Raw genomic sequence first — 14,425 nt, forward strand, 5'->3', positions numbered from 1 at the left:
CCTTCGCCGTTCCCGCCCGGCGAGCCTTCGGCCGCCCAGCCCGGCGGCCTGGCTCACTCCGCCAGGAACTCCTCGACCGCGGCGATCGTCGCCGCGTTGTCGCGGTGCAGGACCCCGCGGATGCCGACGGCTGCCGCACCGTCGATAGAGCTCTGGTGGTCATCGATGAAGAAGACCGCAGACGGCTCGGCGCCCATCCGAGCGAGGGCCGTGAGGTACGCCCGCGCTTCCGGTTTGTTCACCCCCTGCTCGTGGCTGTAGCAGATCGGATCGAAGACCGAGGAGAAGCCGAAACGCCGCTCTTCCTCCTCGCGCGCTCCGTCGGCAGAGTTCGACAGGATCGCCGTGCGTGCCCTGCCTTCGAGGGAGCGCGCGTAGGCGATGAGCTCGGTGTTGGCCTCGCCGCAGTACGCATCCCAGAAGTCGCCGCGCATCGCCCCGAGCGCGGCCCCGTCGAGCCGCAGCGCGCGGCCCCCAGCCCGTGCCAGAACTGCTCCTGGGCGCCCGTGGTCACGTCGATGGCGGGGAGCGCCGCCGCGGCGATCCGCGCCGCCGCCTCGGCACGAGAGAATCCGGCGACGGTGCTCCAGCGGTCCCACCACGCATCCTGCCAGGTGTCGTCGTCGACGAGCTCCAGGACGCCGCCGATGTCGAACAGGACCCATTTCGCCGTCATGGCGTCCACCCTAGGCGGCTCGGGCCGTACCCGGCGCTGACCGTGCGGGTCGCGCCGTCGAGGACGATCCGTCCGCCGTAGGGCACGATCCACTGCGGGCGGGTGTGTCCGAACGGCGCTCCGACGCATACGACCGCATCCGTGTTGTAGCGGGCGACGACGTCGACGACAGCATCGCGCTGCGCGTCCCGCAGCTGCTGCGCCTCATCCGCGTCAGGGCGGAAGACGAAGTCGCTCACCGGTGGCCGCGCGACGAGGACGCCGGCCACCGCGCCCAGGATGCCGCGCTCCCCGAGCCCGCGGAGCCACCGCGCCACCCACCCCGCCGACGGGCGCTCCTCGCTGGTCTCCAGCAGCAGAATCGCACCTTCCAGCGACGAGGCGGGCGGAAGACGATCCACCCAGGCGAGGCCGTCGAGCACCTCGAGGCATCCGCCCCAGCTCCGCCCCTCGACCCGCTTCGCCGGCCCTGACCACGACCACGACGTCGTCGACGTCCGCTCACCGTACTCGGAGAGCGAACGGGGGTCCTCCCAGCGCCGGCCGACGTCCTCGGATTCACCTGGCTCGGTCAGCTCGAGCACGCCGCCGCCCAGGAGGGCGGCGCGCAGGGAGACGAGGTGGACGGCATCGATGGACGGCCCCGGCCCGAGGTGCACCGCGGTGGAGCCGCCGTAGTATCCGGAGATGCCGAGGCCCCACAGCCAGTTCAGGATGTTCGTGTTGTCGCTGTAGCCGAGGAACGGCTTGGGATCGGCGAGCGCCGCCGCGGCATCCAGATGCGGGGTGACGAGCAGCTGATCGTCACCGCCGATCGTCGCCAGGATCCCTCGGATGGCCGGATCAGCGAACGCGGCATTGACGTCCGCCGCCCTCGCCTCCGGCGCGGCGTCGAGCAGGCGGGTCGTCGGGTACTCCACCGGCACGAGACCGGTGGCCTCCGAGAGGCGTCGCAACGCCTGCTCATGCAGCGCAGGGGCGACCGCGGGGGCGGCGAAGCTCGGTGAGAGGATCGCGATGCGGTCTCCTGGCACGAGCGAGGGCGGCTGGATCATCCGTCCAGTCTGCCAGCGGCGAACAACCGTCAACAATGCTTGACGATTTGTCGCTCGTCAACCTAGATTGACGTCAGGAGGTACTCATGAGCATCCGCACCGCTGTCGCCACAGACCCCGAGGGCGAGCCCATCGCCGAACTGCACCGTCTCGCCGGCATCCGCCGCGAGATCGCCCGCGCCGAGGAGGCGCAGGTGCGTCGCGCGCGCAACGCCGGATACTCCTGGCAGGCGATCGCAGGCGCGCTCGGAGTGACGAAGCAGGCCGCCCACAGGAAGTACGGTCGTAGGTAGCCCCGATCCGCAGAATGAGGTCCCGCATGTCCCGCACGGCGATCCAACGCCGACGCGGACGCGGCGCGCAGCCCGGCCCGCGCGCCACGTTCCGCCAGCTCCTCCCTTTCCTCTTCGAGCACAAGCGCACGCTGATCGTCGTCGCCGTCCTCAGCGTGTTCGGCGCCGCGACCTCGCTCGTGCAGCCGCTCCTGGTGGGGCAGGTCATCACCGAGGTGCAGCGCGGAGGCACGCTGGGCGTCCTCGTCTGGCTGCTCGTCGGGTTCGTGATCGTGTCGTCGATCATCTCCGGCTATCAGCACTACCTGCTCCAGCGCACCGGCACCGCCGTCGTGCACTCCAGCAGGCGCCAGCTGATCGCTCGCATCCTGCACCTGCCGATCAGCGAGTTCGACGCGCGCCGCACGGGCGACCTCGTCTCCAGGGTCGGCACAGATACGACGCTGCTGTACGCCGTGCTCACCCAGGGCCTCGCCGATGCCGTCGGCAACGCCATCCTCTTCGTCGGCGCGCTCATCGCGATGCTCGTCATCGACCCTGTCCTGCTGCTGCTCATCGTCGTCGTCATCGGCGCGTCCGTCGTGGTCGTCGTGCTGCTCAGCGGGCGCATCCGCGAAGCCTCGACCGCGCAGCAGGTGAAGGTCGGCGAACTGGCCTCCGGCGTCGAGCGCGCCGTGGGGTCGATCCGCACGGTCCGCGCCTCAGGGGCCACCGAGCGCGAGGTCAGCACGGTGTCGGCGCTGGCCACGGACGCGTACGGGCTCGGGGTGCGGATCGCCAAGGTCTCCGCACTCGTCGTACCGATCGCGGGGATCGCTCTGCAGCTCTCGCTGCTGGTGGTGCTCGGCGTCGGCGGATTCAGGGTGGCATCCGGCGCGATCTCGATCGCCGCCCTCATCACCTTCGTCATGTTCCTCTTCATGCTCGTCATGCCGCTGGCCTCGACGTTCGGCGCCATCACCTCCGTCAACCAGGCGCTCGGCGCGCTCGGGCGCATCCAGGAGGTGCTGGATCTGCCGGAGGAGACCGCGGCGGATGCCGAGACGGCACGCGCCCTTCGACAGGCTCAGGGTGCGGAGAAGAACGAGGCTCAGGGAGCGGAGAAGAACGAGGCTCAGGGAGCGGAGAAGAACGAGGCTCAGGGAGCGGATGACACCAGCTCGCTGAGCCCGTCGACGCGCACCGACGCTCCGGCGCTGTCCTTCCACGACGTCCGGTTCCGATACCCGGACTCGGTCGTCGCAGCCCGAGAGGCCGCCGCGACCGAGGCGCGCGGGGTGCTCGTCGACGCGCACCTGGAGAGCGGAGACGCACCCGTCGCGCGGAACGAGCGCGGAGACGTCCTGCGCGGGGTGACCTTCGCCGTCCCGCGCGGAGCACGCGTGGCGATCGTCGGCCCGAGCGGGGCGGGCAAGAGCACGATCCTCGCCCTCGTCGAGCGCTTCTACGACCCGACAGCCGGCTCTATCCGCGTGGACGGCGACGACATCCGCACGTATCCCCGCGCCGAGTTGAGGGCACGGTTCGGTTACGTCGAGCAGGACGCCCCCACGCTGGCAGGCACCCTCGCAGACAATCTGCGACTCGCCTCACCGGACGCCACTGACGCGGAGTGCGTGCAGGTGCTGCGCGCGGTCAACCTCGGCGATGTCCTCGACCGCAGCCCCGCCGGGGTGGACAGCCCGGTCGGTGAGGACGGCGTGATGCTCTCCGGCGGCGAGCGTCAGCGCCTCGCGATCGCGAGGGCCCTGCTCACCCGCGCGCCCATCCTGCTGCTCGATGAGTCCACATCCTCGCTCGACGGCGTCAACGAGCAGCGGATGCGCGAGGCGATCGACGCGGTGGCGGAGGGCCGCACGCTCGTCGTGATCGCCCATCGACTGTCCACCGTGGTCGACAGCGATCTCATCGTCGTGCTCCAGGACGGAGAGGTGGTCGGTCAGGGAACGCACGCCGAGCTCATCGAGACGACGCCGCTGTACCGTGAGCTGGCCAGGCATCAGCTGCTGGCCTGAGGTCCTCCCCTGCCCCAGGCGCGCACACGGACACCGTCTTTGCCCGCCCGCTTGGCCTCGTACATCGCCTCATCGGCTGCAGCCATCAGTTCCGCGGCGGAGGGCGGATCCTCGGAGCCGCCTCCTCGCCAGGACAGCGCCCCGACGCTCGCCGAGAGCGGCGCCCCTTCCGCATCCCCCGTGAGCGGCTCGGCGACCGCCGCGCGCAACCGTTCCGCGAGGGCGGCGACGGCCTCTTCCGGCATCCCGCCGACGGCGACGAGGAACTCGTCACCGCCCAGCCGCGCCACCGTGTCGCTCAACCGCGCGACCGCCGTCAGACGCAGCGCTACCTCACGGAGCACCCCGTCGCCGACGGAGTGCCCGAGCCGATCGTTGATGTCCTTGAAGCCGTCGAGATCGATGAACAGCACAGCGCAGACCTCGTCGTCCTCCGCGTGCGTCTCCAGCAGCTGGTCCAGCCGCTCCTCGAAGAGCTGCCGGTTCGGAAGGCCGGTGAGGCCGTCGTGCAACGCCCTGTGCCGCAGCCGCTCCTGGAGGCTCAGATGATCCGCCACCCGCTCGGCCTGCGCCGCGAGGGAGAGCAGCGTCTCGAGCTCGTCCGCGTCCAGAGTGCGCGGACGACGGAACCAGTTGCGCACCTCTCCGATCACGGATCCGGCGCCCGCGCCGACCGTCCGCACGATGGGCGTCACCATGAACGCCTCGACCGTCGCGCGCCGCAACTGCTCCGCCTCTGCAAGCCCGGCGATGGCCTCGAGGTCGCGGGCGACGAACTGCTCGGCATCGGCATGCAGGCGCGCAGGCGGCTGCACGCCCGGCGGCACGGAGCCCCAGCTGCGCACGCCGACGCCGGAGGGATCCGCAGGGTCGACGATGCGCACGAGCGTCCATGCCGACGCCATGGCCCTGCCCGCCGCGTCGACGAGCGTCTCCCCGAGGTCGTCCAGCCCTCTGGCCACGGCCAGGGCGCTCGTGGCCTCCTGCAGGAGCACGAGTCGTCGGTGCGCGAGGTCCGCCGCTCGCCGCGCTTCGACGAGCTCGCGTTCGAAGGCGCTCCGCGCGCCGGCATCGAGGCCGGCGATGTGCACGGTGCGCGTGCCGTCCGTCTCGGTGCGCACTCGGGCCTGGAGCATCACATGACGACGGATGCCGTCGCCGTCCAGGACCTCGAACAGCACCTCCCTGAGCTCCCCCGCCTCCAGCAGCCGCGGCATCACCTGCGTCTCGTAGAGCAGCCGGGAGGATGCCGGAAGCCAGTCGACGAGGTTCCGCCCGACGAGAGACGCACCCTCGGGGGCGCTGAACCACTCTCCAAGCGCCGCGCTGTGCGCGAGGACCACACCGGTGAGGTCCGTGACGAACAGCGCCGCCGGCGTGCCGTCGAGAACGTCGTCGGCAGAGAGCGGCCCCTTCGCCGTCACAGCACCGCCCTGATCTGGTCGACGACCAGCTCGGGCTCAGTGAGATGCACGAAGTGTCCGGAGGCCTCGAGCTCCACAAGCTCGCTGCCTGCGATCCTGTCGCGCAGATAGGCGCCGATGTGCGATGGGCAGATGATGTCGCCCGAGGACTGCAGGATCCGCACCGGCGTGCGGATCTCGGCCAACCGGTGGCGCACATCGCTGAGGAAGACGACGCGGGCGAAGTGCGTGGCCACCCGCTGCGGTGTCGCCGCGAACAGGTCGCGCACGCGTCCGACGACCTCAGGGAGGTCGTCACGAGCGGTGACCGCCGGCGCGAGCGAAGCCGCCCAGCTGGGCTGGTTCGCCTCGATGCTCCCGATCAGCCCGAGCACGTCCTCCCTGCTGAAGCCGCCGATGTATCCCTCGTCATCCACGTAGCGGGCGGAGGGGCAGAGCATGAGGATGCGACGGATGAGGTCGGGGCGACGGATGGATGCGAGTGCGCTGATCATCCCGCTCACCGAGTGGGCGACGATGAGGGCATCCCGGACGCCTGCGGCATCCATGACCTCGATGAGATCGTCCGCGTATCCCTCCAGGGAGTCGTAGCGCTGCTCATCGTAGGCGGCGAGATCGGACTTCCCCGATCCGACGTAGTCGAACAGCACGACGCGGTGCTCCTGTGCGAAGCGCTCCGCGATCGGACGCCACGTCGACTGCTCCGTGCCGTAGCCGTGCGCGAAGACGATGGCCGGCGCCTCCGGATCCCCGAGGAGCGTCACGGCGTTGCGCCGCAGGATCTCCTCCGCCGACAGATGATGCGCGATGGTCGTCATCAGGGCCCCTCCTCGATGCCGTTGCCCACCCCTGAGAATACGCGAGGCGGCGCATCCGTCCACGCACGATGACGCGACGGCGGGATGCCGGGGACCACTCAGCCATGGGTTCGTCCCCGTCATCCCGCCGTCGCGGGTCGGTGGCCCGCAACGCCCTCCATGCGGAGCGACGGTGCGGGAGGGCTCAGTCCGCCTTCGCGAGCCGGTACCGGAGCGAGGCGAGCTCGGCGCGCAGGGCAGCGGGGAGCTTGTCGCCGAAGGTGTCGAAGAAGCTCTCGATGCCGTCGGCCTCGACCTGCCAGGCCGCCGGATCGACACGGAAGAGCTCGTCCAGATCCGCATCGGTGACGCCCAGCCCGTCGAGGTTGAGGTCCTCGACCATCGGGAGGCGCCCGATGGGGCTGTCGACCGCGGCCACCTCGCCGCTGATGCGGCGGATGACCCAGTCGATGACACGGGAGTTGTCCCCGAAGCCCGGCCACAGGAAGCGCCCGTCGTCGCCGCGGCGGAACCAGTTCACCTGGAAGATCCGCGGTGCGCGGTCGAACCGCAGTTTGCGCCCCACGTCCAGCCAGTGGGCGAAGTAGTCACCCATGTTGTATCCGCAGAACGGGAGCATGGCGAAGGGATCGCGACGCAGCTCCCCCACCGTGCCCTCCGCAGCGGCGGTGCGCTCCGAGGAGATGGTCGAGCCGAGGAAGACGCCGTGCGCCCAGTCCGTGGCCTCGACGACGAGCGGCACGTTGCTGGCTCGACGTCCGCCGAACAGGATCACGTCGAGCGGGACGGCCTCCTCCCAGTCGTCCGAGATCTGCGGGCACTGCGATGCGGCGACGGTGAAACGCGAGTTCGGGTGCGCAGCCGGGCGACCGGAGTCCGGCGTCCACGGGTTGCCCTCCCAGTCGATGAGGTTCGCGGGCGGGGTGTCCGTGAGGCCCTCCCACCAGACGTCGCCGTCCGGACGCAGCGCGACGTTCGTGAAGATCGTGTTGCCCCACATCGTCTCGACCGCGGTGACATTGGTCGCCTCGCCCGTGCCGGGCGCGACGCCGAAGAAGCCCGCCTCGGGGTTGATCGCCCACAGGCGCCCGTCCTCACCGGGACGGATCCAGGCGATGTCGTCGCCGAGCGTCTCGACGCGCCATCCGGGGATCGTGGGCCGCAGCATGGCGAGGTTCGTCTTCCCGCACGCCGAGGGGAAGGCCGCAGCGACGTGGTACGCCCTGCCCTCCGGGTCGACGACCTTGATGAGGAGCATGTGCTCGGCGAGCCAGCCTTCGTCGCGGGCGATGACGGAGGCGATCCGCAGTGCGAAGCACTTCTTCGCGAGGATCGCGTTCCCGCCGTAGCCGGACCCGAAGGAGTAGACCTCGAGCGAGTCGGGGAAATGGACGATGTACTTGTCGTCGTTGCACGGCCACTCGGCATCCTGCTCGCCCTCGGCGAGCGGCGCTCCGACGGAGTGGACGGTCTTGACCCATGGCGCGCCCTCTGCGATCTGACGGGTGACCGCGTCGCCGACGCGCGTCATGATCCCGATGGATGCCACGGCGTAGGCGCTGTCGGTGATCTGAACGCCGATGTGCGACAGCGGCCCGCCGACCGCACCCATCGAGAACGGCACGACGTACATCGTGCGTCCGCGCATGGACCCGGAGAAGAGCACGTCCATCTTGGTGCGCATCGCGCCGGGTTCTGCCCAGTTGTTCGTCGGGCCGGCGTCGCTCTCGCGCTCCGAGGCGATGAACGTGCGCCCTTCGGTGCGGGCCACATCGCTGGGGTGCGAGCGCGCGAGGTACGAGCCGGGCCGCCACTCCGGGTTCAGCTTGATGAGCTTGCCCTCCGCGACGAGACCGCGCAGCAGCGCCTCGTTCTCGGCCCTGGAGCCATCCACCCAGTGAATCGCATCGGGCTGGGTCAGCTGAGCGATCTGGGCCACCCAGTCGCGCAGCTCCGCCATCCCCGGGGTGTCGTAGGTCGGGGCCGCGCCCAGGGCTCGCACCGGCGACACCGATGCGACTCGCGGGGTGAGGGTCTCTGCCATGACCATGACTGCTCCTTTGAAGAAGTGAGGTGATATGGCCATTCTGCCCAGGCAACGCAAGACTTTCGGTGCAATTCCGGCGCAAGAATTGCAATTCTTTCGCTATGCTCAAAGAATGAGCAGCTCCGGCATCCATTTGACGACTCTCGGTCACCGCATCCGCCACCACCGCACGGAGAAGGGTCTGACGCTCGACGAGCTGGGGGCCGAGGTGGGGGTGGCCGGCTCCCAGCTCAGCCTGATCGAGAACGGCAAGCGGGAGCCGAAGCTGTCGCTGCTGCAGGCCATCGCGCAGGCGACGGGGACGCAGGTCGCCGACCTCATCTCCGGCGAACCGCCGAACCGGCGCGCAGCGCTGGAGATCGAGCTGGAGCGCGCCCAGACGAGCCCGGTGTTCCGCCAGCTCGGCATCGGCCCGGTCCGGGTGACGAAAGGGATGGCGGACGAGACGATCGAAGCGGTCCTCGGCCTGCATCGGGAGCTGCAGCGACGCGAGCGCGAGGCCATCGCCACACCGGAGGAGGCGCGGCGCGCCAACACCGAGCTCCGGCTGCGCATGCGCGCTCAGCACAACTACATCGGCGAGATCGAGAAGCTCGCCGAGAAGCAGCTCAAGGCAGCAGGCCACGTCGCTGGCGCCCTCACTCATCGCACGGTGAGCATCATGGCCGAGAAGCTGGGCTTCGAGCTCATCTATGTCAACGACCTGCCCCACTCGACGAGATCCGTGACGGACCTCGAGAACAGCAGGATCTATCTTCCGCCCGCCTCGATCCCCGGCGGACACGGCCTGCGCTCGATGGCGCTGCAGGCGATGGCGCACCGGCTGCTGGGCCACACCCCTCCGACCGATTACGCCGACTTCCTCCAGCAGCGCCTGGAGATCAACTACTTCGCGGCGTGCTGTCTGGTGCCCGAAACGGCGGGCGTCGCCTTCCTCCAGCAGGCGAAGAAGGATCGCAACCTCGCCGTGGAGGACTTCCGCGACGCGTTCGGGGTGACCCATGAGGCGGCAGGCATGCGCATGACGAACCTGCTCACGGAGCACCTCGGCATGCCCCTGCACTTCCTCCGCGTCGACGAGACCGGTGCGATCACCCGCGTGTACGAGAACGACGACCTCCCGCTTCCGATGGACGTCACGGGGAGCGTCGAGGGCCAGCGGGTGTGCCGCAACTTTCAGGCCAGGGCCGCGTTCGGCGAGCAGAACCGCACCACAGAGCGGCATCAGTACACCGACACCCCGTCGGGGACCTTCTGGTGCTCCACCCAGACCGGATCCTCCTCGGACGGGGAGTTCTCCATCACCGTCGGGGTGCCCTTCGACGACGCCCGCTGGTGGCGAGGGCGCGAAACCGCCGACCGCGCCGTCTCCACCTGCCCCGACGAAGCGTGCTGCCGTCGTCCGGCGAGCGAGGTGTCAGAGCGCTGGGCGGGCAAGGCGTGGCCCAGCGCCAGGGTGCATACGCACATGTTCTCCCCTCTGCCGCGCGGCGCGTTCCCCGGCGTGGACGACGCAGAGGTGTACGACTTCCTCGCGCGGCACGCGGCGGAGTGATCCGCCCTACGCTGGAGGGGTGACGATCACCCTGCGCGCCCGCGCCGCCCTGCTCGACATGGACGGCACCCTCGTCGACTCGACGGCTGTCGTCGAACGGCTCTGGCTGCAGTGGTCCCAGCCGCACGGGCTCGACCCCTCGCGCGTGCTGCGCACGGTGCACGGCAGGCAAGGGCACCAGAGCATGGCGCTGCTGCTGCCCGATCGCGACCATGCGATCAACCTCGTCGAGAACGAGGAGATGCTCCGGCGCGAGAGCGCGGATGTCGAGGGCGTCGTCGAGATCCCTGGCGCCGCCGCCTTCCTCGCCGCCCTCGCGCCGTTCCCCCACGCGATCGTGACCTCCGCAGATGTGCGCCTGATGACGGCGAGGATGGGCGCCGCGGGGCTCGATGTCCCGGCCGCGGCGATCACTGCGGAGGACGTCCAGCGCAGCAAGCCCGACCCGGAGGGCTTCCTGAAGGGCGCCGCACTGCTCGGCGTCGAACCAGCGGACTGCGTCGTCTTCGAGGACTCGGCGGCCGGCATCAGCGCGGGACTCGACGCCGGGATGACGGTGATCGGCGTCGGCGCCCACGCGCCAGGATTCTCCCCCACGCATCACGTCGACGATCTGACCGCCGTGCGGATCTCCCCCGCCGACGAGGGCTTCGAACTCGTCCTCGGCTGAGTCAGCCGGCGACGAACGCCGCATAGCGCGCGAGCGCCGCGGCGATGTCCTCGGACGGCACATCCTCGAAGAGCTCGACGCTCGGCTCCTCGCTCTCGCGCCCCCGTGCCGTGGACGCCCGCCAGGTGCCGACGATCCTCCCCTCCGCGAGGAGGATCGGGCGGACCATGCCGTTGCGCCCCGGCCCCGTCGCCGCCAGGCGGTCCGGATCGCCGGCCACCGAGCGGTCCGCGTAGGAGATCAGGTATTCCTCGAAGGAGGCGAGCGCACGCACCGGATCGTCGGCCACGGATGCTCGGCGCGGCGCCGACGCCGCCGAGACATACCGGCCTTCGTCGATCTCGACGACACGTCTCGCGGCCCGCGACGCGGCCTCCCGCGCCGCCCCCAGGGTGAGACCGGACCACCACGCGTAGTCCGCCGCGGTGGCGGGCCCGTGCCCGTCGAGGTAGCGCACGAACAGCTCGGCGTGCGGGTCGTCCGGCGTCCAGCGCTCGGCGATGTGCTCGTCGACGAGGACGAAGCGCTGCTCCCGGCTCATCCCGTCGGCGCGCTGAACGACCGGCCCCTGGCAGAGGATCCCGCGCAGCGCGAGGTGCTGGACGGCGTGCAGCCCGCGCTGTCCGCCGGGTTCGATCCCCGCACCGGAGAGCACGGCGAACAGCTCGCTCCTGGTGAGGGCGTTGCCTCCACGCAGCGCCGACACGAGAAGGCGCTCCACCAGCGACAGGACCTCGGCGTCGAGACCCAGTTCCCGGTAGCGCGGCGCTGCGGCGCGCAGCTGCCGCTCCCCTGTGACTCCGAGCAGCCAGGCGAGATCCCTGGCCTGGACGATGTGCAGCGTGCCGCGCTGGGTCCAGGCCCGCACCAGTCGGCCGCGATCGAACAGCGCGTCCACCGCACGCAGCGAGGGCGCTCCCCTCGCGCGTGAGGCCAGAGCCCACCGGCCTCCCCAGAACTCCTGGCTCTGCACCGCGAGCATGTGCGAGGCAGCCTGCATGACGGTCGCCGCCGGCGCCGAGAGCCGATGGGATCGCAGGCGTCGCGCACGCAGCAGAGCAGGCGTCATGCCTCCATCATGCCCGCGGGTCCTGACATCGGGGAGCGGCGCGGTCAGCGATCCTGGATCGCGCCGATCGCCTCCCTGAGGAGTCCGTCCGCCTCGTCCAGGGCCCGGCGCGCAGTCTCGGCATCCGCACCGGTCGTCACCATCAGCAGGGCGAGCTTGACCGAGCCGTCCGCCGCCTGCAGTGCGTCCGCCGCCTCTGCGACATCCGCGCCGGTGAGCTGCGAGACCGTGCGGATGCTCCGCACGCGCAGCTTCTCATTGGTGGCGAGGAGGTCCACCATGACGCCCTTGTACGTCTTGCCGAGCTTGATCATCGACAGCGTGGTGAGCATGTTCACGACGAGCTTCTGCGCCGTCCCCGACTTGAGACGCGTGGAGCCGGAGACGAACTCGGGTCCGGTGACCACCTCGATCGCCAGGTCCGCCGCTTTTCCGATGGCCGATCCCGTGTTCGACGCGAGCGCGATGGTCAGGGCACCCTGCTCACCGGCATGCAGCAATCCGCTCACCACGTACGGCGTGCGGCCGGACGCGGAGATCCCCACGACCGTGTCGTCTGCCCCGATCCGGATGCCGTCCAGATCCGCGATCGCGGCGTCCTCGTCGTCCTCGGCGTTCTCCACGGCGGAGCGGATGGCCGTCTCGCCGCCCGCGATCAGCCCGACGACCATCGACGGGTCCGTGCCGAACGTCGGCGGGCACTCACTGGCGTCCAGCACGCCGATCCGGCCGGCCGTTCCGGCACCGATGTAGATGAGGCGGCCGCCTCGCCTGAACCGTTCCGTGATCCCGTCGACGGCTGCGGCGATGGCATCGGCTTCGGCCGCGACGGCCTCGGGGACGAGTCCGTCCTGCGCGTTCATCGCACGGACGAGGTCGACGGTGCCGAGCAGATCCAGGTCGCCGCGCTCGGCGCTCTGCTCCTCGGTGGTGAGGCCGGCGAGCTCGGAGAGGAGGGCGGAGAGGCGGGCGGGGTCATCCAGCACGGTGCACGTACCTTTCGTGGGGCAGATCTGTCCGTTCGGTGAGCAGGAGGGCTCCATCGAGCGCATCGCCGGCGGGGCGCCGGGTTCCCCGGCCGACGGCGCCGATCGCCGACTCGAGCCGAGAGCGGAGCCATCGATGCTCGGTGAGGCCGCCGTGGAGGACGATGTCGTCCTGGTCATCGACTGCGGCGGTGGCGGTGGCAGTGAGCAGCTCGACGGCCTCCGCAGCGATGGCGGCGGCGACCTCGTCCCCCGAGGATGCCGCGTCGAGCACATCGGGTGCGAAGGAGGCCAGTCGCCGGGCGACGGGCTCCGGTCCGTGCAGCCAGGCGAGCACGTCGACGGGCGCGGTACGGCGATGAGCGGCCTCCGTGAGCGCCGTCGCGGCGCCGAGGCCGTCGCGATATCGCAGCACCGCGCGCATGCCTTCCCTGCCGAGCCAGGAGCCGCCTCCGAGATCGCCGAGCTCAGGGCCCCAGCCGTCCACGAGTCGCACGCCGGAGCGGCTGACTCCGAGGGCGGCCGCTCCCGTCCCCGCGATGAGCAGCACGCCGGGCAGCCCGGCGAACGCACCGGCGTGGGCGGTGACGACATCGGATGCGACGGCGACCCGTGCTCCGGTGCGTGCGGAGAGCTCCTCCGCGAGGCGCTGGGCGGCATCCGGTGCGCCCCACGCCCCTGCCGCACCGACGCCGAGAACGTCGACGGCGGCTCCGACCTCGTCGAGCAGCGGGAGGACGGCCTCCAGCGCCGACTCGACTCCACCCCGGGCGGCGAGCCCTGGCGCCCCGGCTCCCGACACGCGCTTCGGCTCTTCGCCGTCGCGCACGAGGAGCCGGCATCGGGACTTCCCGAGATCGATCGCAGCCGAAACCATGTAAATAGTCTACATTTCTCATGTAGCAGTCGGAACATACTTACAGCCTCTCGACGGAGCACCCATGAGCATCCAGACCCGCATCGACGCCGCTGCTCCCACCCTGTCTCCCGCGCTCCGACGCATCGCGGCCGAGATCCGCAGCGATCCGCAGCTCGTCACCCGCCTCTCGATCACGGACCTCGCGCACCGCTGCGACACGTCGGTCGCTTCCGTGGTGCGGTTCTGCCGCGCCGTCGGCGTCGCCGGGTACGCCGAGCTGCGCCTGTCCCTGGCGGGTGAGATCGGCAGGGAATCGGCCCAGTTCGCCCGGCACGGCGGCTTCGGGTCCGAGATCGGCGCCGGGGACTCGCTGGCGGAGATCACCGGCACGATCGCCGCGCTCGAGACGCTCGCGATCGAGGAGACGGTCGCGGGCCTCGACCTCGCCGCGCTGGAGGCGGTCGTCTCCGCGGCGGACTCCGCGGCGCGCATCCTGGTGTTCGGCATCGGGGCGAGCCGGATGGCGGCGACGGACCTCTGCCACAAGCTGCTGCGGATCGGCCGTACCGCGATCACGTTCGCCGACGCGCATGAGGCCGTCGCCTCTGCCGCCCTCGCGGGCTCCGGGTCCCTCGCGATCGGCTTCTCGCATCGGGGAGAGACGACCGAGACGCTGCGGTTCGCCAGGACCGCGAGCGCCGCCGGTGCCGCGACCGCAGCAGTCACCGGCTCTGCGGCCTCCTCCCTCGCCGGAGCCGTGGACCACGTTCTGCTCACCACTGCGCGCGAGCCGGCGTTCCGCGCCGGCGCGATGGTGAGCCGTATCGCCCAGCTGGCCGTGGTCGATTGCCTGTTCCTCGGCATCGCGCAACGTCGTTACGGCGCGACGATCGAGGCCCTCGAGCGCACGCACGACGCGGCCGCCGGACTGCGCTGAGCCCGGCGGGGCGCCTACAGT

13 protein-coding genes are annotated in these 14,425 nt (G+C 70.7%); 5 read left to right on the forward strand and 8 right to left on the reverse strand.

Translation table 11 applies throughout. The annotated features are described in order from the left end of the window. Window positions 1-53: 53 nt before the first annotated feature. Complete coding sequence (locus ACWGJP_RS01075) at window positions 54-434, reverse strand: HAD family hydrolase (protein ID WP_452327897.1); 381 nt, start codon at window positions 432-434, stop codon at window positions 54-56. Between the two features lie 238 nt (window positions 435-672). Then, on the reverse strand, window positions 673-1,731 hold the full coding sequence (locus tag ACWGJP_RS01080; RefSeq protein WP_452327898.1) for a S66 family peptidase: 1,059 nt from the start codon (window positions 1,729-1,731) through the stop codon (window positions 673-675). 86 nt (window positions 1,732-1,817) lie between these two features. Between ACWGJP_RS01080 and ACWGJP_RS01085 the strand changes: the two genes are divergently transcribed. Together ACWGJP_RS01085 and ACWGJP_RS01090 are read left to right on the forward strand one after the other, a co-directional pair. Continuing rightward, window positions 1,818-2,024 (forward strand): AsnC family protein, encoded by a 207-nt coding sequence (locus ACWGJP_RS01085; protein ID WP_452327899.1) that lies wholly within the window; start codon window positions 1,818-1,820, stop codon window positions 2,022-2,024. Between the two features lie 26 nt (window positions 2,025-2,050). Continuing rightward, window positions 2,051-4,039, forward strand: a complete 1,989-nt coding sequence (locus ACWGJP_RS01090; RefSeq protein ID WP_452327900.1) for an ABC transporter ATP-binding protein — start codon at window positions 2,051-2,053, stop codon at window positions 4,037-4,039. Here the strand turns inward: ACWGJP_RS01090 and ACWGJP_RS01095 are convergent. From ACWGJP_RS01095 to ACWGJP_RS01105, 3 genes are all read right to left on the reverse strand, one after another. Further along, window positions 4,024-5,463, reverse strand: a complete 1,440-nt coding sequence (locus ACWGJP_RS01095; RefSeq protein WP_452327901.1) for a diguanylate cyclase domain-containing protein — start codon at window positions 5,461-5,463, stop codon at window positions 4,024-4,026. The genes ACWGJP_RS01090 and ACWGJP_RS01095 overlap by 16 nt on opposite strands. Beyond that, window positions 5,460-6,281, reverse strand: a complete 822-nt coding sequence (locus ACWGJP_RS01100) for an alpha/beta fold hydrolase (protein WP_452327902.1) — start codon at window positions 6,279-6,281, stop codon at window positions 5,460-5,462. The genes ACWGJP_RS01095 and ACWGJP_RS01100 overlap by 4 nt, the downstream gene beginning before the upstream one ends. A gap of 184 nt (window positions 6,282-6,465) precedes the next feature. Continuing rightward, entirely contained in the window at window positions 6,466-8,331 is a 1,866-nt protein-coding gene (locus tag ACWGJP_RS01105) for a phosphoenolpyruvate carboxykinase (GTP) (RefSeq protein ID WP_452327903.1), read from the reverse strand. A 109-nt stretch (window positions 8,332-8,440) separates the two neighbouring features. Between ACWGJP_RS01105 and ACWGJP_RS01110 the strand changes: the two genes are divergently transcribed. Both ACWGJP_RS01110 and ACWGJP_RS01115 read left to right on the forward strand, forming a co-directional pair. Continuing rightward, on the forward strand, window positions 8,441-9,883 hold the full coding sequence (locus tag ACWGJP_RS01110) for a helix-turn-helix domain-containing protein (protein ID WP_452327904.1): 1,443 nt from the start codon (window positions 8,441-8,443) through the stop codon (window positions 9,881-9,883). 19 nt (window positions 9,884-9,902) lie between these two features. Then, entirely contained in the window at window positions 9,903-10,553 is a 651-nt protein-coding gene (locus ACWGJP_RS01115) for an HAD-IA family hydrolase (protein ID WP_452327905.1), read from the forward strand. Window position 10,554: 1 nt separating this feature from the next. On the opposite strand, the gene ACWGJP_RS01120 is transcribed toward ACWGJP_RS01115, so the two are convergent. Genes ACWGJP_RS01120 through ACWGJP_RS01130 form a run of 3 tightly spaced genes read right to left on the reverse strand, consistent with a single transcriptional unit; the run spans window position 10,555 to window position 13,485 of the window. Beyond that, the gene (locus tag ACWGJP_RS01120) at window positions 10,555-11,622 is read right to left on the reverse strand and encodes a winged helix DNA-binding domain-containing protein (protein WP_452327906.1); all 1,068 of its coding nucleotides are present in this window, start codon (window positions 11,620-11,622) and stop codon (window positions 10,555-10,557) included. 44 nt (window positions 11,623-11,666) lie between these two features. Beyond that, entirely contained in the window at window positions 11,667-12,608 is a 942-nt protein-coding gene (gene murQ / locus ACWGJP_RS01125) for an N-acetylmuramic acid 6-phosphate etherase (protein ID WP_452327907.1), read from the reverse strand. Beyond that, window positions 12,598-13,485 (reverse strand): N-acetylglucosamine kinase, encoded by an 888-nt coding sequence (locus ACWGJP_RS01130; protein WP_452327908.1) that lies wholly within the window; start codon window positions 13,483-13,485, stop codon window positions 12,598-12,600. Before ACWGJP_RS01130 ends, murQ begins: the two co-directional genes overlap by 11 nt. Before the next feature lie 64 nt (window positions 13,486-13,549). Between ACWGJP_RS01130 and ACWGJP_RS01135 the strand changes: the two genes are divergently transcribed. Further along, window positions 13,550-14,404, forward strand: a complete 855-nt coding sequence (locus tag ACWGJP_RS01135) for a MurR/RpiR family transcriptional regulator (protein ID WP_452327909.1) — start codon at window positions 13,550-13,552, stop codon at window positions 14,402-14,404. Window positions 14,405-14,425: the final 21 nt, after the last annotated feature.

It is taken from the genome of Microbacterium sp. NPDC055903 (assembly GCF_053615555.1).